The sequence below is a fragment of the Duganella sp. GW821-FHT01E12 genome (assembly GCF_059422325.1).
The window spans coordinates 11,860-29,037 of the sequence record NZ_JBWKWR010000015.1 but is presented as its reverse complement, the minus strand read 5'-3'; the positions used below and the strand labels follow the sequence as shown (position 1 = coordinate 29,037).

Sequence of the window (17,178 nt, the reverse complement as noted above, 5' to 3'; positions counted from 1 at the left end):
ATCGGCCTATCCTTCCAGCAGCTTGGCCGCGACCTGCTGCGGCGTGAGGCCGGTATTGGCCGCCGCCAGTTGGCGTTCGCGTTCGAGGTTGCGTTCCAGCTGCTGCTTGGCCGGCAGGTATTGCCTGGGCCAGGCGACGCCGGAGTAGCCGATCTTCGCCGCTTCCGCCAGCGTCCACGCGGGATTGGCCAGGTGCGGGCGGCCGACGGCGCACAGGTCGGCGCGGCCGGCTGCGATGATGCCGTTGGCATGGTCGGCTTCGAAGATCGAGCCGACCGCGATCGCGCCGATGCCCGCCTCGTTGCGGATGCGATCCGCGAACGGGGTCTGGAACATGCGGCCATAGACCGGCTTTTCCAGCTTGCTGACCTGCCCCGACGAGCAGTCGATCATGTCGGCGCCGGCGGCCTTGAACAGCCGCGCGATCGGCACCGCGTCGTCCGGCGTGATGCCGCCTTCCACCCAGTCGTGCGCCGAGATGCGCACGCTCATCGGCTTGTGCTGCGGCCAGGCGGCGCGCATCGCGGCGAACACGCGCAGCGGATAGCGGCAGCGGTTTTCCAGACTGCCGCCATATTCGTCGCCACGCTCGTTGGTCAGCGGCGAGATGAACGACGACAGCAGGTAGCCGTGGGCGCAGTGCAGCTCCAGCCAGTCGAAGCCCGCTTCGTCGGCGGCCCGCGTGGCGCGCACGAAGTCGGCTTCGATGCGGTCCATGTCGGCCTGCGTCATGGCGCGCGCGGTTTGCGAGATGCCGGCCAGGTACTGCTGCGGCGAGGCGGAGACCAGCGGCCAGTTGCCTTTGTCCAGCGGCTGGTCGATGCCGTCCCACATGGCGCGGGTCGAGCCCTTGGCGCCGGCATGGCCCAGCTGCAGCGCGATCTTCGCGTCGCTGTGCTGGTGGACGAAATCGACGATGCGCTTCCAGGCCTGCGTGTGCTCCGGCGCGTACATGCCGGGACAGGCCGGCGTGATGCGCGCATCCGCGGACACGCAGGTCATCTCGGCGAACACCATCGCCGCGCCGCCCAGCGCGCGCGCACCGAGATGGGCCAGGTGATAGTCGCCGGCGACACCGTCCACGGCGCTGTACTGTGCCATCGGCGAGACGACGATGCGGTTTTTCAGCACAAGCTCGCGGACTTTGAAAGGCGTGAACATCGGCGGCGCGGACTTCGCCGGCGGCAGGCCCGCCTGTTCGCAGGCGCGGGCGGCGAACCAGCGTTCGTAGTCCGCCACGTAGGCCGCATCGCGCAGACGCAGGTTCTCGTGCGACAGGCGCTGGCTGCGCGTGAGCATCGAGTAGGCAAACTGCGGTGCTTCCATCGCCGTGTAGCGATCGACGTTCTCGAACCACTCCATCGAATTGCGGGCCGCGCTTTGCAGCTTGATGACCTCCACCGCCCGCACCGACTGATACGCCGCCAGCGCGCCGGCGGCATCGGCATGCTCGCCGAAGCAGCGCGCCAGTTCGATCGCGTCCTCCAGCGCCAGCTTGGTGCCGGAGCCGATCGAGTAATGCGCGGAGTGCGCGGCGTCGCCCATCAGCACCACCGGCACACGTTTGGCTCCAACCGCGTTCCAGTGCACCCACTGGCCGCAGACGATGCGCGGGAACTTGATCCACATGCCGGAGCCGCGCAGGTGCGCCGAATTGGACATCAATCCGTGGCCGTCCAGCCGGTCCGCGAACAGCTGTTCGCAATACGCGATGGACTGTTCGGCGCTCATGTCCTCCAGTCCCGCCGCGCGCCACACCGATTCCGGCGTCTCGACGATGAAGGTCGATGTGTCGCCGTCGTACTGGTAGATGTGGGCCTGGAACCAGCCGTGCTCCGTCTGTTTGAAGGCGAAGGTGAAGGCGTCGAACTTCTTGCGCGTGCCCAGCCACACGAAGCGGCACTGGCGCGCTTCGATCTGCGGCTGGTAGCTGTCGGCGTAGCGCGTGCGGGTGCGGCTGTTCAAACCGTCGGAGGCGATCACCAGGTCGGCGCCGTAGCGGGCGGCGATCTCCTGGTCGTCCGCCACCTCGGTCTCGAACACCAGCGACACGCCCAGTTCCTCGCAGCGCTGCTGCAGGATGTTGAGCAGGCGCTTGCGGCCGATGCCGCAGAAACCGTGGCCGCCGGACGTGACCCTTTCGCCCTTGAAGAAGACGTCGATGTCGTCCCAGTGGTTGAACGATTGCAGGATGGCGCGCGCGGTCGGCTCGTCGGCGTTCATCAGGTTGCCCAGCGTCTGGTCGGAGAACACCACGCCCCAGCCGAAGGTGTCGTAGGGACGGTTGCGCTCCACCACCGTGATCTGGCGGGACGGGTCCTGCTTCCTCATCAGCAGGCTGAAATACAGGCCGGCGGGGCCGCCGCCTATGCAAACAATATTCATGCGGTTCTCTTCATTCGGTACGTAGTTTGAAGCGCTGCAGCTTTCCGGTTTCGGTGCGCGGCAGCGCCGTCAGGTAGCGGATCGCGCGCGGATACTTGTACGGCGCGATCTGTCCTTTGACGAACTCCTGCAACTGCGCCGTCATTTCCGCCGACGCCTCGTGGCCCGGCTTGAGCACCACATGGGCCTCGACGATCTGCCCGCGCTCCTCGTCCGCCCGTCCGATCACGCCGCATTCGGCCACGGCGGGATGGCGCAGCAGCGCGTCCTCCACCTCCGGGCCGGCGATGTTGTAGCCGGCCGAGATGATCATGTCGTCGGTGCGCGAACGGTAGTAGAAATAGCCGTCGGCGTCCATCTCGTAGGCATCGCCGGTGAGGTTCCAGCCATTGAGCACGTAGTCGCGCTGGCGCTCGTCGGCCAGGTAGCGGCAGCCGGTCGGCCCCTTCACGGCCAGCCTGCCGATCACGCCCGGCCCGACCGGATTGCCGTCGTAGTCGAGGATGCAGGCCTGGTAGCCCGGCACCGGCTTGCCGGTGGCGCCAGGCCGTATCTGGTCGCCCGAGGCGGAGATAAAGATGTGCAGCAGCTCGGTCGCGCCTATGCCGTCTATCATCGCCAGCCCGGTCGCCTGGCGCCAGCTCTCGCGCGTGGCCAGCGGCAGCGCCTCGCCGGCGGAGACGGATTTGTGCAGGCTGGCGATGTCGTATCTGGCGGCCAGCGGCGCCATTTGCCGGTAGAAGGTGGGCGCGGTGAAACAGACCGTGGCCCGGTATTTTTCTATCGCCTGCAGCAGCGTTTCCGGCGTCAGCTTTTCCAGCAGCACGGCGGTCGCGCCCACCCGCAGCGGGAACAGCAGCAGGCCACCGAGGCCGAAGGTAAAGGCCAGCGGCGGCGTGCCGATGAAAATGTCGTCGGGCTGCGATCCCAGCACCGAACGCGGGAAGCAGTCGCAGATCGCCATCACGTCGCGGTGGAAATGCATGGTCCCTTTCGGGATGCCGGTGGTGCCGGAGGTGAAGCTGATCAGGCACACGTCGTCGGCCGCCGTGTCCACCGCGTCGAAGCTGGCCGGCTGCTGCGCCATCAGCGCCTCCAGCCCGGCGTCGGCGGCGCCGAAGCACAGCGTCTTCGCCTTGACGGCGGCGGGCAGGTCCACCGCCTCCATTTCTGCGCGCAGGCTGTCCGCGCACAGCACGGCGTTGATCTCGGCCTTGGCGGCGATGGTGCCCAGTTCGCGCGCGCGCAGCAGCGGCATGGTGGGCACGGCGATGCAGCCGGCTTTGAGCACCGCCAGCACGCAGGCCGCCATCATCGGATGGTTCGCGCCGCGCAGCAGCACCCGGTTGCCCGCCTCCAGGCCCAGCGGGCCGCGCAGCACATGGGCGATGCGGTCGACCTGCTCCATCAATCGGGTGTAAGTCCAGCTGAGTTGTTCGCCGCGGATCGCGATGCGCCCGGCCGCACCGCCGGCCAGCGCGCCGTCGAACAGCGCCGCCACGCAATTGAGGCGCGGCGGATATTGCAGCTCCGGCAGGTCGAAGCGCAGCTCGGGCCACAGTCCGGCCGGCGGCAAATGCTCGCGCGCGAAGCTGTCGGTATGCGCGCTGTGGTTGTTGGAGACGGAGATGCTGGTCATGGTCGCCCTGAAGTTGGAGGTCGTTCGGTATCCGCTGCTCACGCAGAAGATACTTTAAACCTAAACTATCTCAACATCAAGTGCTATCGTTCAGGCGGCGGCGCCCTGCCGTATCAAGCCCGATTGGTGGATCACGGCGCGCACCACGTCGGCCAGCACGGCCTGCACGGCCTCGTTGGCGAGGCTGCCGGGTTCGAGGTCCTTCAGCACGGCGGCCGCGCCGTCCAGCCCCAGCGTGACGCAGCCGGCGTGCAGGCGCTCGATGCGCGCCTGCGCTTCCTGCTGCTGCCCCTTGCCCAGCAAGACCTCCAAATCGCCGCTGGCCGCGGTCAGCTGGTTCTGGAATCCGCTCAGGTAGACCAGCAGGCGCTCCGCGTTGATGCCCAAGCGGCGCAAGGTGTCGGCGGGATCTTCGGCATGGTGGTCGTAGCCGCTGGCCGCCTGGTCGAGGAAATTGACCAGGTGGACGCGCACCTGCTCGGCCTGGAACGGTTTGACGATGTAGCCGGCCGCGCCTGAATTGGTCGCCTCTTGCACGGTATCCTGGTCATTGGCGGACGTCACCAGCACGAAGGGCATGGTGTTGAGTTCCGCATGCCCCTTCACGCGCTGGAGCAGCTCCATGCCGGACAGGCGCGGCATGCGCAGGTCGCAGAAGCAGATCGCAGGACGCAAGCCGTCTTCCAGCTGCTGCCAGGCGTCGGCGCCATCTTCCGCTTCGACGATATCGAATTTGCCGCAGCTGTCGATCAGGTGCATCAACACCATGCGCGAGACGACGTCGTCGTCGACTACCAAAACTTTCATGAGACTCCCTGTGCCCTTAACGACTACTTTAGTGTGACCTCAGTACGGCACTTAGCAACGATATTACATGAAAAACAGGGGCAAGATGTCCTGGACGACGCAGGATTTGTGCGAATAACCTCAGCTTACAAAGTGCTAGCCGCGCCGGCCCGCCCCAGCAGCGCGCGCAGCTGGGGCATGGCCTCGGCGATGCGCGTCCAGTTGCCATGGTCGGCGTCGAGTTCCAGTTCGCCGCACAGCGCCTGCAATTCCTGCTCTTCCAGATAGCCGGCGCTGCCCTTCATGCCGTGCAGCAGACGGCTGGCGGTGTCGGCGTCGGCCAGCACCACGGCGCGCTCCAGGTCCGCCAGCCGCAGCGGCGCGTCCTGGTGGAAGGCGCTGCGCAGGCGCAGTTTCAGGTCGCCGCCGCCGCTGTGCTGGGCCAGCCGGGCCGGCTCCTCGGAGGCGGGCGCCACGCCGAACAGCGTGTCCAGCTCCGGCGTGCCGAGCGCCGGATTGTGGCGCGGCTCCATGCGCGGCAGCTGGAAGCCCCGCTGCAGCTGGCGTTCGATGGCGCGGCTCAATTGGAAGTGCAGCTTGTCCTCGTCGATAGGCTTGGTGAGGAAGTCGTCCATGCCGGAGGCCAGGTAGCGGCTGCGGTCCTCCTCGCTGGCGTTGGCGGTCAGCGCGATGATCATCAGTTCCTGGTCGCGCACCGGCGCCGCCTCGGTGCCGCCCGAGCGGATCACGCGGGTGGCGCTGGCGCCGTCCATCTCCGGCATGCGGCCGTCCATCAGGATCAGGTCGTAGCGCGTGAGCGAGCAGGCCTTGACGGCCAGCGCGCCGTTGGCGGCGATATCGACCTTGTGGCCCAGGTCTTCCAGCATCATGCGGATGATGATCTGGTTGGTCGGGAAGTCCTCCGCGCACAGCACCTTGAGCTGGTGGCTGTGCGGTTCGCGCGGCACGTGCGGCACCAGCGGCGGCGGCACGCCGTTCGCCAGCGGCAGCTCGAACGAGAACACGCTGCCCTCGCCCGGCGCGCTGACGGCGTTGATGCCGCCGCCCATCAGCTCGACCAGCTGGCGGCAGATCGCCAGCCCCAGGCCGGTGCCGCCGTAGCGGCGCGTGGTGGAGGCGTCGGCCTGCTCGAACTGCTGGAACAGGCGCGGGATCGCGGCGGCCTCGATGCCGATGCCGGTGTCGGCCACGCTGAAGCGGATGCGGTTGAGCGCACCCTTGTAGCCGGCGCGGGCGCGCGCGTCGTCCTCCTGCGGCACGCGCTCGACGCGCATGCGCACCGACCCGTGCTCGGTGAACTTGAAGGCGTTGCCGACCAGGTTGACCAGCACCTGGCGCAGCCGCGTCGGATCGCCGACCACGAACTGCGGCAAACCGTCGCCGAACTCCAGGCTGAATTCCACGCTGTGCGCGGCGGCCTGCTCCTCGAACAGGCTGACCACGTTCTCGACCGCCGCCGACAGCGAGAAGTCGATGTTCTCGATGGTCAGCTTGCCCGCCTCGATCTTCGAGAAGTCCAGCAGGTCGTTGATGATCGACAGCAGCGACTGCGCGCTGGCCTGGCCGCGCAGGATCTGCTCGCGGGTGCTGGCGGCCAGCCGGCTGTCGCGCAGCGCGAAGCTCAGCATGCCGATCACGCCGGCCAGCGGGGTGCGCATCTCGTGGCTCATATTGGCCAGGAACTCGGACTTCTGACGCGTGGCGTCTTCCGCCTTTTGCTTGGCCAGGCGCAGGCGTTCGTCGTTCTCCTGCAAGGCGCGGTTGGCCAGCGCCAGCTCCTCGGTGTGCAGGCGCACCTGGCGCTCCTGCTGCAGCAGCTGTTCCTGGGTCAGGCGCAGCTGCTGCAGCGTTTCCTCCAGCTGCTGGTAGGCGCGCGCGTTTTCCAGGCCGGCGGCGGCGTGCGAGGCCAGCGTCTGCAGCATGTCCATGTGCACCTGCTGGTAGCGGTTCTTTTCCACGCTCTGCACGCACAGCAGGCCGACCACCTTGTCGTTGGCCACCAGCGGCGCGTACATCATCGACTGCGCCACGGCGGCCGGCACGCCGTCCTCGCGCACGCAGGCCACCAGCGTGTCCAGGCCCGATTCGTCCATGTAGTTGCGGTACTCGGCCTGGAAGTCGTTGATGAACACCGGCTTGCGCTGCGTCAGGCACCATACCGCCAGCTGGTTGGGCTGGTCCAGGCGGCGCTGGTAGGCCAAGGTGCGCACGCCGGCGTCGATGGCGAAGGGGAAGTCGATCACGCCCTCGTCCTCGCGCACGAAGCCGATGCCGAAGATCTGCGCGTCCATCAGGTGGTGCACGTGGCGGTACAGCGTGCGCATGGAGGTCTCCATGTCCAGCGTGGCGCTCATCTCGCGACCCAGTTCGCTCAGCACCGAGATGTTGCGGTGCGCCTGTTCGACGTTCTCCTTCTGCCGCTCGACCTCCACCTTCTGGCGCTCGGTGTCGACGCGGCGCTGCTCGGCCTCGGCGCGCTGGGCCTCGGCCTCCAGGCGGCGCTGTTCCAGTTCGCGCTTCTGCTGTTGCAGCAGCAGGTTCTTTTGTTCGACTTCCGCCGTGCGCGAACCGACCAGCTCCTCCAGCCGCTGCTGCTGGTGGTGCAGGCTGCGCACGCGCGCGTGGTAGGCGGCCCAGGCGGCGCCTGCCAGCGCCAGGCCGAACAGGCCGCGGAACCACCAGGTCTTCCAGAACGGCGGCAGGATGGTGATCTCCAGCGTGGCGGCGTTGTCGTTCCAGATGCCGTCCTTGTTGGCGGCCTTGACGCGGAAGGTGTACTGGCCCGGATCGAGGTTGGTGTAGGTGGCGAAGCGCTTGGTGGAATCGGTGACCACCCAGTCCTCGTCGAAGCCCTGCAGCTGGTAGGCGAAGCGGTTGCGCTGCGGCGCGGCGTAGTGCAGCGCCGCGAACTCCAGCGAGAACACGGAATCGTCTTCGAGCAGCGTGAGCGCGCTGGTGTGCTCGATCGCCACCTTCAGCACGTCGGGATGCTCGCCCTGCCCCGGCTTGAGCGACTTGTTAAAGATCTGGAAGTCGGTGATGGCGACGGTCGGCGCCACGCTGTTCTCGCGCACCTCCGGCGGCGCGAACGCGGTGATGCCGTTGAAGCCGCCGAAGTACAGCGTGCCGTCCGGCGTGCGCAGCGCGGCGCCGTCGAAGTAGGCGCCTTCGATGGTGCCGTCGGCGCCGCCGTAGTTGCGCACCAGCCCCGTCTCGGTGTTCAGGCGCGACAGGCCGCTGTTGGTGCTCAACCAGAGATTGCCCGCGTCGTCCGGCAGGATGGAGGCGATGGCGTCGTCGGCGATGCCGTCCTTGCGCAGGTAGCGGCGGAAGCGGATGGCGCCGTCGGCCGCCACCTCCATCTTGTTCAGGCCCGCCGCCGTGCCGACCCAGATGGTGCCGCGTCCATCCTCGTACAGGTAGTGCACCTCGTCGTGACTGAGGCTGAACGGGTCGGCCGGGTCGCGCCGGAAGTGGCGGAACTTGCCGCTCTTGCGGTCCAGCAGATCGAGGCCGTTGAAGGTGCCCACCCACAGCTGGCCCTTGCGGTCCTCCAGGATAGGCCGCACCACGTTGTCGGCCAGGCTGCTCATGTCGGACGGGTCGTGGCGGAAGGTGCGCACCTCCATGGTCTGCGGGTCGAGCCGGTGCAGGCCGCCGCGCGAGGCGATCCACAGTATGCCGCCGCGGTCGCCGACGATGTTGCGGATGGTGTCGCTGGCCGGATCGCCGCGCACGAAGGACAGCGCCTTGATCGCGCCGCTCGCCACGTCCAGGTGGTTGACGCCGGCCCGCCCGCCTATCCACAGATTGCCGTTCTTCTCGCGCCACAGCGCGGTGACCTGGTCGTCGCTCAAGCTGTTGGCGCGCAGCGGATCGTGGCGCCACACCTTGCCCTCGCCGCTGACCGGGTCGTACAGATTCAGGCCGCCGCTGCTGCCCAGCCACAGCAGGCCGCGCGCCTCGGCCACGATGGCGCGCACCTTGTTGTCCGACAGGGTGTTGGGGATGTCGGCCTGGCGCACGATGCGGGCGAAGCCGCCGCTGCCAAGATCGACCCGGCTGGCGCCGTCGTTCCAGGTGCCGACCCAGAAGGTGCCGACGCGGTCGCGGAACAGCGCCGAGATCTGGTTGTCCGCCACGCTGTGGCTATCGCTGAATTGATGCAGATACTGCACCAGCCGGTTCTCCGCCGGCAGCCAGCGCAGCAGGCCGTCGGCCTGGGTGCCGACCCAGACGTTGGTCTCGGCATCGACATACAGCGTGGTGACGCTCATGCCCGGCTTCATGCCCTCGCGCGCGCCGAGGCGGCGGCGCTGCGGCTCCTTGCCCAGCAGGCGCCATTGTTCCAGGCCGCCCAGCGTGCCCACCCACAGCGTCTGCGCGCTGTCGACCTGCAGCGCCAGCACGGCGTTGAATTTGCTGTCGCCGTGGGCGTCTATGGTGAAGTGCTGGAAGCGCGACTCGCCCGGCGCCAGCATATCGAGGCCGGTGGCGGTGGCCACCCACAGGCGGCCGGCGGCGTCGCGCGCCAGCGCGTTGACCTGGTCGTTGGCCAGGCTGCCGGCATCGGCCGGGTCGTGGTGCCAGCTGGTGAAGCGCTTGCTGGCCGGGTCGAAGTGGTGCAGGCCGTCGGCGCTGGCCAGCCACAGGCCGCCCAGGCCATCGTCGGCGATGGCGCGCACGTGGCGGTTGCCGTTGCCGCGCTGCGCCGATTCGTGCGGCAGGAAGTGGATGAAGGTCTTGGTGGCGGGGTCGTAGCGATCCAGGCCGCCGTCGGTGCCCACCCACAGCTGGCCGGAACGGTCCAGGTGCAGCACGCGCACCCAGTTGTCGGCCAGGCTGTGCGGATCGGACACGGCGCTCTTGTAGGTGACGGTGCGGTAGCCGTCGAAGCGGGTCAGGCCGGCCTGGGTGCCCAGCCAGACGAAGCCCTGCTTGTCCTGGGCGATGGCCAGCACCGATTCCTGCGCCAGCCCGTGTTCGACGCTGAGCTGCTCGAAGCGCAGCGTGCGCGGCGGCGCGCCGGCCCATGCGGCGGCCGCGCCCAGGCCCCACAACAGCAGGGCGGGCAGCAGCAAACGGCGGCAGAGGCGTATCAAAAACTGCAAGAAAAGTCCCGTGGGTCAGCTATCCATGCGCAAAATTCAGGATTCGAAGAAGGCCAGCACATCGTCCTTGCGCGCTTGCGTGTCGCGCTGTCCGAGGCGGATCAACTCGCAAGTATATGTCGATTCGAACAATAGGTACGACGCAAGTGCGGCGCCGCGGGTTTCGGTGGCGCCTATCCCGGACAGCATGGTGCGTATCGGCGCCGGCAAACTGGCGATGTGGCGGCTGGCGATGTCGTCGAGCCGCTCGGACGGCGCGATCACCAGCAGCTGCACCGGCTTGAGCGGCGTCTTCTCCAGCAGCTCCGGCGGCAGCATGGAGAGCGTCTTGTTGATGCGCTCCAGCCGCTCGATGTCCACCGCCAGGCTGTCGAGGAAGATCGACGACAGCGCGTGGCCGGCGATCTGCGCCAGGCTGGGGTAGCGCGCCGCGCTCTTCTCGGCGGCGCTGCGGGCCGGCTCGGTCAGGCGCCCCGCCCCGACCACCAGCACCTTGCTGGCGCCCAGGTGGATGGCCGGCGAGATCGGCGCCAGCTGGCGCATCGAACCGTCGCCGCAGTATTCGCGGTGGCCGCCCATGTACAGCGGCGTGGCCGGGAAGATGAACGGGATCGCCGACGACGCCAGCAGATGCTCGACGCCGATCTGGTCCTGCAGGGCCACGCGCTGCATGCGTATCCACGGCGCGATGTCGGCGGCGGTCTGGTAAAACGTCATGTGGTTGCCGGCGGTGTAGGACGAGGCGGTGACGGCCAGCGCGTGCAGCAGCCCCTCGGACAGCACCGAGTCCAGGCGCGGCAAGTCGAGCATGCGGTGCAGCAGGCCGACCAGCGGGGTATTGTCCAGCAGCGAGTTGGGCGGCGCGGCGCGCCATTTGCGCAGCAGCCAGCCGAACGACAGCAACGACAGCCAGCGCGCGCCGGAGCGGATCACGCCCAGCGAATCGGCGCGGTAGACCTGGCCCACTTCGATGTTCTGCCAGACGTCGAGCAGCTTTTGCACGCCCTCGCCGAAGTTATCGGCGCGGCAGGCCAGCGCGGTGGCGTTGATGGCGCCGGCCGAGGTGCCGCAGATGATGTCGAACGGATTGCGCGCGGGCGGCCAGCCCGCTTCCCACAGTATCTCCGAGATCGCCTGCAGCACGCCGACCTGGTAGGCGGCGCGGGCGCCGCCGCCCGTCAGGATCAAGCCTGTTTTCTTTTGAATTCCCATGCGACAAGATTAGCAGGGTATGCCGGATTTGGGGAGCGTTTGACGGCTTTAGTCGCCTAATACGACACCTTCGCGGCGGGGATCGGCGCCGCCGAACCACTGCTCCTTGCCGCCGGCCGCGCGCCGCTGGATGCCCTGCAGACCGGAGTTGAGCTCGAACTCGCGCACCTGGTGGCCGCGCGCCTTGAGCTGCTCGATCACCGCCGGCGCCACGCGGCCCGCTTCCAGTTCGGTGGGGCCGTTGCGGCTGCCGAAGTTGGGCAGGCTGATGGCCTGCTGCACGTCGAGCTTCCAGTCCAGCGTGCCGACCAGCACCTTGGCCACGTAGTTGATGATGGTCGAGCCGCCCGGCGAGCCGGTGGCCAGCACCAGCTTGTGCGTGCCCTTGTCGAACACCAGCGTCGGCGACATGGCGCTGCGCGGGCGTTTGCCGGCCTGCACGCGGTTGGCGATCGGGCCGTTTTCGTCCTGCGCATCGAAGGAGAAGTCGGTCAGCTGGTTGTTCAGCATGAAGCCGTCGACCATCTGGCGCGCGCCGAAGGCGTCTTCCACCGAGGTGGTCATCGACAGGCCGCCGCCGTAGGCGTCCACCGCCACCAGGTGCGAGGTGGATGGCTTGTCGATGGCGGTGTCGGCGCCCCAGGCGACCTGCATCGAGGCCGGCGTGCCGTAGTTGGCGCGGCCCATGGAGTGCTCGCCGATCAGCGCGGCGCGCTGCTTCAGGTAGCCCTTGTCCAGCAGCGCGGCCACGCCCTTGCCGGGCAGCGGCACGAAGTCGGTGTCGGCGACGTAGCGGTTGCGGTCGGCGTAGGCCAGGCGTCCGGCCTCGGTGAACAGGTGGATGCCCTCGGCCGTCAGCATGCCGTTGACCGGCTTGTACGGGCTGATGTCCTTCACTTCCAGGATGCCCAGCATCTGCGCGATGGCGATGCCGCCCGACGACGGCGGCGGCGCGCCGCACACGGTCCACGCCTTGTAGTCGCTGCAGATTGGCGTGCGTTCCCTGGCCTGGTAGCCGGCGATGTCGGCGGCGGTCAGCTTGCCGGGATTGGTCGGATGGCCGGCCACCTTGGCGGCGATGTCGCGGGCGATGCGCCCCTGGTAGAAGGCGTCGGCGCCGCCGTCGGCGATTTCGCGCAGGGTGCGCGCCAGTTCGGGGTTCTTCAGCAGGTAGCCGACCGGGCGCGGTTTGCCGTCCTCGCCGAAGAAGTAGGCCTTGGCGACCGGGTCGCGCGCCAGATAGCGGTCGTAGTTGAGCAGCGCGTTCAGGCGCGGACTGACATGGAAGCCGTCTTCGGCCAGCTTGATGGCCGGCGCGAACAGCGCCTTCCACGGCAGCTTGCCGTGCTCCCTGTGCGCCAGCTCCAGCATGCGCAGCACGCCGGGCGCGCCGACCGAGCGGCCGCCGATCACGCCGGTCTCGCGCGAAACCGGTTTGCCGTCCTGGTCCTGGAACAGATGTTCGTCCGCCGCGGCGGGCGCGGTTTCGCGGCCGTCGTAGGATTGCACGCGCTTGCCGTCGGAGTACAGCAGGAAGGAGCCGCCGCCGATGCCCGACGATTGCGGCTCGACCAGCGTGAGCACCAGCTGGGTGGCGATGGCCGCGTCGATCGCGGCGCCGCCCTGCTTGAGCATCTGGTAGCCGGCCTGGGTGGCCAGCGGATTGGCCGCCGCCACCATGAATTTTTGCGCGGACTTGCCGGCCTTTTCGGCGTAGCCGGTGGCGATTTCGGGCGCCACGTCGGCGCCGGTGCGTTGTGCATAGGCCGGCGCGGGCAGCGCGGCCAGCAGCGGAAGGGACAGCGCGAGGCTCAGCGCCAAAGGCTCGATACGAATCTTGCGGAACATGGACTCTCCAAAATAAGAGGCGCGCGGCCAGGGCCGCGCGCCCGATCACTCTGGCATCCTACACGAAATCGAGTAAATCGTTTACGCGCCGCTTACTTCGGCTGCATGCGGATGGCGCCGTCCAGGCGGATGGTCTCGCCGTTGAGCATGGTGTTCTCGATGATGGTCCTGGCCAGGTGGGCGTATTCGTCCGGACGGCCCAGGCGCGGCGGGAACGGCACCATATTGCCCAGCGCGGTGCGCACTTCTTCCGGCATGCCCATCAACATCGGGGTTTCGAAGATGCCGGGGGCGATGGTCATCACGCGGATGGCGCTGCGCGACAGGTCGCGCGCCATCGGCAGGGTCAGGCCGGCCACGGCGGCCTTGGAGGCGGCGTAGGCGGCCTGGCCGATCTGGCCGTCGAAGGCCGCGACCGAGGCGGTGTTGATGATCACGCCGCGTTCGCCGCTGTCGGTGGCGGCGGTCTTGCCCATGGCGTCGGCGGCCAGGCGCGCCATGTTGAAGGTGCCCACCAGGTTGATGTTGACGGTGCGCTGGAACACGTCCAGCGGGTGCGGGCCGTCCTTGCCGACGGTCTTGACGGCCGGCGCCACGCCGGCGCAGTTGACCAGGCCGCGCAGCGTGCCCAGCGCGAGGGCGGCGTCGACCACGGCCTTGCCGTCCGCTTCCGAGGTGACGTCGCACTTGACGAAGACGGCCTTGAGCTCGGCGGCCAGCGCCTCGCCCGGCTCGACCTGCACGTCGGCCAGCACGACCTTGCCGCCCTGCTCCACCAGCATGCGCGCGGTGGCGGCGCCCAGGCCGGACGCGCCGCCGGTGACGATGAATACGTTGTTCTGAATTTGCATGTGTGTCCCTATCTGTTTTTATTTGACGTTTACGTTAACGTCACATCGCAATTGTAGCGAATTTTTCATCGGGGTTGAGGAAAAAGCGCAAAGTGACGCCCGGCCCGCCATGCTACCGTTTGCGTCCGACTGCGGAGGAGCCATGGACGCCAGGATCAGCCTCAATTTTTCCATCGCCAAGGTGGCCGCGATCTTCACCGTGCTCGCCGGCCATTGGTTTTCGCCATCGATTTTGTGGATACCGGTGACGGTCGGGCTGTTTGTGTTCGCGTTTTCGTCGGGCTACTTCACGGCGCGGCGATACGGGCCCAAGCTCGACATCCGGCGTTTTTGGGGAAACAAGCTGGAGCGGCTGGCCGTACGCTACTGGCTCATCCTGGGATTCCTGGCCATCATGGTCGCGTTCCGTGGCGGGACGCTGTTTCACTGGCACACGCTGGTGCATTTTTTCGGGCTGTCGGGCCTGCTGAACTGGATGGGCGTGCGCAACCGCAGCGGGCTGGGCGCGGGCCTGTGGTTCTTCACGCTGTTGCTGGTGTTTTATGCGGCGTATCCCCTGCTTGCGAAGCTTTGCCGGTCGAAACAGCGCGCGGCGGTGGCCGCGGCGGTTTCAACCGCCATGGCGATTTACATTGAAGAGCACTCCGATATCGGCCATGAGCTTTGGCTGACGTCGCTGGGTTTTATCCTCGGCGTGGCGTACGGCATGCAAGGGCCGACGCTGCGCGCCTGGCCGGTGGCCGCCAGCGCCGCGCTCGGGGGCACCGGCCTGTTTGTGGCGCACCGCACCGGGCTCCAGGGCGCCAATACAAGCCTCATCGCCATGACGAGTATCGCCTGCACCATCTGGCTGGCCAACGCCACCCGCTTCAATTGGCGCGGTCTTTCACGGCTGGCACGCCTCGAAGATTATCTCCTCGAAATTTTCCTGATTCACAGCTATCTGTTTTTGCACCCCAGCCACAACGCCCTGCTGGACCTGTCTGTTTCGGTCACGGTCATCGTCGCGGTGGCCGCAGGCCTGCACCGCGCCGGAAACTGGATATCGTCAAAAATCGTGTCGCGCCGCGCAACCGCGAGCGCCTGATTTCCAATGCCCGCAAGGAGTATGCATAGGGGGTGGGCTTCCTGCGTCCTTCTAGCAAACCTTCGATTTCCTGTTCGATTTTCTTCGATTTTTTCAAGCTTTGAACTATTTCCGGACTTCCCGGTCTAAATATGGGAAAGCCGAAGAAAATAGGGGGAGAAAATCGAATGAATACCACAATGAGCGTGAAACTGCCCACCGATACCCTGCTCAAGCTGATCGAGAAATTGCGCCGCCGTGGCGGCTCGCAAGACCTGTCGGAGGCCATGACCCAGGCCATCGAATGCTGGCTGTCGGACCCAGCCAAGTTCGAGCCGGGCGCGGACCTGTCTGGCCTGCACGGCTACCAATGGAAATCCCTGTTCCTCCCCGAAGGCACCGTGTTGAAAACATGGAGCTACGGCGAAAACAACTACGCGCGCGTCGAAGGCGACCAGATCATCCACAACGGCCACGCCCTGGTCCCCGTCCCTGCCGCAGTCCCCCCATTGCCTGCTGCGTCAGCGCCAGCATCACCCGCACCACAGGCGGCGCCGGCGGCCACCGCCCCAGCGCGCAACACCGACCGAGAGCCCGGCTGGGACTTGCCGGAGCGCCGAAAATTCCGCTACCGGCTGGAAGACGTCGCCTATTAGTTCAGCAAAACTCCTGCTGCGCACCTGCTTCGTCAACCGGCCGATGGTTGGCCTGTGTCAAACGCCAATTGGTCGGCAAACGCCCGCTTGTACACGGGGCGCGCTTCGCCGCCGTGGCCTTAACCGGATCGGAAACTGGATGTCGTCAAAAATCCCGGCGCGCCGTGCGGCAGCGTGCGCTTGACAGGCGTTCTTCAGCCCGCACAGTTCAGCATCCACTGCACGCCAAAGCGGTCGGTCAATTTGCCGTAGTAATCGCCCCATATCTGCATCGCCAGCGGTGTGGTGACCACGCCTCCATCTGCCAGTTTTTCAAAAATCTGCTTCGTCAACTGCCGGTCATTCATCTGCATGATGTGGGCCGATCCTCGCATCGGCTCCGCATCGACATTGTCGGAGGCAAAGAACAGAACACCCGGCCCCTCGAATCTGGCGTGCATGATTTTCCCCCGCATGGCTTCGTTTGGAACCGGCATCCCGTCCAACCCGAACCGCAGCACATCGGTGATTTTGCCCAGGCCGCAGCGGGTATAGAACTCCAAGGCTTGCTCGCAATTCGTAGTAAAGAAGAGGTAGTTAGATAATTGCATCAATTCATCCGTGATGTGGTTTTAAACAGCCAGACACGAATATTGTCATAAATGCATTTCAAATACAACAACCAACGTGGCGCAGGCAATCAGCACTGCAGCCAGACGCCGTTGCGATTGCAGAGTTTGCCCGAGGGGGAGATGACGGTGCCGGGACCGGCGTTGTTGAGGTGGGCGCCGTTGGCGTCGTTGCAGCCGGTGGGGCCGCAGTTGTTCAGGGCCTTCGGTGCGTTGGGAGGATTGAGCAAGGTTTGCAGCGATGGCGATGGCGGCGCGGCGGGCATCGCTACCTGCGGCGCCTGCTTGACGGCCGGCGTGCGCTGGATGATTTGCGGGACGGGCCGGCGCGGCATCGGCTTGCGGGCCGGCGCGGTGCGGCAGGGTTCGACGGCCAGCCGCAGACCGTCCGCACTCAGCGTGCAAACCGGCAGCTTGGCGTATTCGCGCAGCTCGGCGCTGGCGGAGGCTGATGCTGATGCTTGGGCCGCGCCCGGCGCTTGGGCGCCGGCCAGCGCACCGGGCAGCGCCAGCATCAGGCAGAGCGCGGTGCGCAGCGTCATGGCGGCGGCACCACGGTGGCCGTCAGCACGCGCCACGGCAGCAGGCAGGCGGTGACGTTGGGATAGTAGCCGCGCGGTTGGTCGCAGTAGTACAAGCGCCGCGACGACAGGCCCGCGTCGGGCGGCGGCAGGTACAGCGGCGCATCGGCGTAGTAGCCGGGCGGGTAGTAGTAGCCGTCGTAGTAGGGACCGTAGTAGCCGTAGCGCGGCCAGTACAGCGGCGCACCGATGAACAGGCCGCCGCGCACGTAAGCGTGCCCGTGATGATAGCCGTGGCCCCAGCCGCCATGGAAATGGCCATGTCCGCCGCCTCCATGCCCATGGCCCTGCCCCCAGGCATACGGGCAGGTCAGCGCTCCCAGCAGGAAGACCGACAGCAGCGCCGGTTTTAACAGGTTCATGGCTTCACCTCGCGTAGTGCTACACCTTTCATTATTAGCAGGTGTAGCACCA

Annotated in this window: 12 protein-coding genes; 2 read left to right on the top strand and 10 right to left on the bottom strand. The window is 67.0% G+C overall.

Annotated elements, in window-relative coordinates:
* Positions 1–6: 6 nt before the first annotated feature.
* The 7 genes from AC07WS_RS27835 to AC07WS_RS27805 all read right to left on the bottom strand — a co-directional run bounded on the left by AC07WS_RS27835 (position 7) and on the right by AC07WS_RS27805 (position 13,853).
* On the bottom strand, positions 7–2,385 hold the full coding sequence (locus tag AC07WS_RS27835; protein WP_494732190.1) for a bifunctional salicylyl-CoA 5-hydroxylase/oxidoreductase: 2,379 nt from the start codon (positions 2,383–2,385) through the stop codon (positions 7–9).
* Positions 2,386–2,395: 10 nt separating this feature from the next.
* Entirely contained in the window at positions 2,396–4,024 is a 1,629-nt protein-coding gene (locus AC07WS_RS27830) for an AMP-binding protein (protein WP_494732189.1), read from the bottom strand.
* Positions 4,025–4,114: 90 nt separating this feature from the next.
* On the bottom strand, positions 4,115–4,831 hold the full coding sequence (locus AC07WS_RS27825; protein ID WP_494732188.1) for a response regulator: 717 nt from the start codon (positions 4,829–4,831) through the stop codon (positions 4,115–4,117).
* A gap of 125 nt (positions 4,832–4,956) precedes the next feature.
* Entirely contained in the window at positions 4,957–9,942 is a 4,986-nt protein-coding gene (locus AC07WS_RS27820; protein ID WP_494732187.1) for a two-component regulator propeller domain-containing protein, read from the bottom strand.
* A 36-nt stretch (positions 9,943–9,978) separates the two neighbouring features.
* Complete coding sequence (locus AC07WS_RS27815; protein WP_494732186.1) at positions 9,979–11,154, bottom strand: patatin-like phospholipase family protein; 1,176 nt, start codon at positions 11,152–11,154, stop codon at positions 9,979–9,981.
* A gap of 48 nt (positions 11,155–11,202) precedes the next feature.
* Complete coding sequence (gene ggt / locus AC07WS_RS27810) at positions 11,203–13,002, bottom strand: gamma-glutamyltransferase (protein WP_494732185.1); 1,800 nt, start codon at positions 13,000–13,002, stop codon at positions 11,203–11,205.
* A 92-nt stretch (positions 13,003–13,094) separates the two neighbouring features.
* On the bottom strand, positions 13,095–13,853 hold the full coding sequence (locus AC07WS_RS27805) for a 3-hydroxyacyl-CoA dehydrogenase (RefSeq protein ID WP_494732184.1): 759 nt from the start codon (positions 13,851–13,853) through the stop codon (positions 13,095–13,097).
* Positions 13,854–13,995: 142 nt separating this feature from the next.
* Here AC07WS_RS27805 and AC07WS_RS27800 point away from each other — a divergent pair, with 142 nt between their 5' ends.
* The gene (locus tag AC07WS_RS27800; protein ID WP_494732183.1) at positions 13,996–14,940 is read left to right on the top strand and encodes an acyltransferase family protein; all 945 of its coding nucleotides are present in this window, start codon (positions 13,996–13,998) and stop codon (positions 14,938–14,940) included.
* Positions 14,941–15,107: 167 nt separating this feature from the next.
* Positions 15,108–15,575, top strand: coding sequence for a ribbon-helix-helix domain-containing protein (locus AC07WS_RS27795; protein ID WP_494732182.1), 468 nt, complete (start codon positions 15,108–15,110; stop codon positions 15,573–15,575).
* A gap of 194 nt (positions 15,576–15,769) precedes the next feature.
* Here AC07WS_RS27795 and AC07WS_RS27790 read toward each other — a convergent pair whose 3' ends face one another.
* The 3 genes from AC07WS_RS27790 to AC07WS_RS27780 all read right to left on the bottom strand — a co-directional run bounded on the left by AC07WS_RS27790 (position 15,770) and on the right by AC07WS_RS27780 (position 17,126).
* Positions 15,770–16,165 carry a VOC family protein gene (locus AC07WS_RS27790; protein ID WP_494732181.1) on the bottom strand — a complete coding sequence of 132 codons (396 nt, stop codon included), beginning with the start codon at positions 16,163–16,165 and terminating at the stop codon, positions 15,770–15,772.
* Between the two features lie 89 nt (positions 16,166–16,254).
* The gene (locus tag AC07WS_RS27785) at positions 16,255–16,725 is read right to left on the bottom strand and encodes a hypothetical protein (protein WP_494732180.1); all 471 of its coding nucleotides are present in this window, start codon (positions 16,723–16,725) and stop codon (positions 16,255–16,257) included.
* Positions 16,722–17,126, bottom strand: a complete 405-nt coding sequence (locus tag AC07WS_RS27780) for a hypothetical protein (RefSeq protein ID WP_494732179.1) — start codon at positions 17,124–17,126, stop codon at positions 16,722–16,724. The genes AC07WS_RS27785 and AC07WS_RS27780 overlap by 4 nt, the downstream gene beginning before the upstream one ends.
* Positions 17,127–17,178: the final 52 nt, after the last annotated feature.

Excerpts from the sequence above, each read along its gene's own strand:
- AC07WS_RS27780 (WP_494732179.1), bottom strand. The coding sequence starts at position 17,126 with ATGAACCTGTTAAAACCGGCGCTGCTGTCGGTCTTCCTGCTGGGAGCG.
- ggt (WP_494732185.1), bottom strand. The coding sequence starts at position 13,002 with ATGTTCCGCAAGATTCGTATCGAGCCTTTGGCGCTGAGCCTCGCGCTG.
- AC07WS_RS27790 (WP_494732181.1), bottom strand. The coding sequence starts at position 16,165 with ATGCAATTATCTAACTACCTCTTCTTTACTACGAATTGCGAGCAAGCC.
- AC07WS_RS27825 (WP_494732188.1), bottom strand. The coding sequence starts at position 4,831 with ATGAAAGTTTTGGTAGTCGACGACGACGTCGTCTCGCGCATGGTGTTG.
- AC07WS_RS27815 (WP_494732186.1), bottom strand. The coding sequence starts at position 11,154 with ATGGGAATTCAAAAGAAAACAGGCTTGATCCTGACGGGCGGCGGCGCC.
- AC07WS_RS27800 (WP_494732183.1), top strand. The coding sequence starts at position 13,996 with ATGGACGCCAGGATCAGCCTCAATTTTTCCATCGCCAAGGTGGCCGCG.
- AC07WS_RS27830 (WP_494732189.1), bottom strand. The coding sequence starts at position 4,024 with ATGACCAGCATCTCCGTCTCCAACAACCACAGCGCGCATACCGACAGC.
- AC07WS_RS27835 (WP_494732190.1), bottom strand. The coding sequence starts at position 2,385 with ATGAATATTGTTTGCATAGGCGGCGGCCCCGCCGGCCTGTATTTCAGC.
- AC07WS_RS27795 (WP_494732182.1), top strand. The coding sequence starts at position 15,108 with ATGAATACCACAATGAGCGTGAAACTGCCCACCGATACCCTGCTCAAG.
- AC07WS_RS27785 (WP_494732180.1), bottom strand. The coding sequence starts at position 16,725 with ATGACGCTGCGCACCGCGCTCTGCCTGATGCTGGCGCTGCCCGGTGCG.
- AC07WS_RS27805 (WP_494732184.1), bottom strand. The coding sequence starts at position 13,853 with ATGCAAATTCAGAACAACGTATTCATCGTCACCGGCGGCGCGTCCGGC.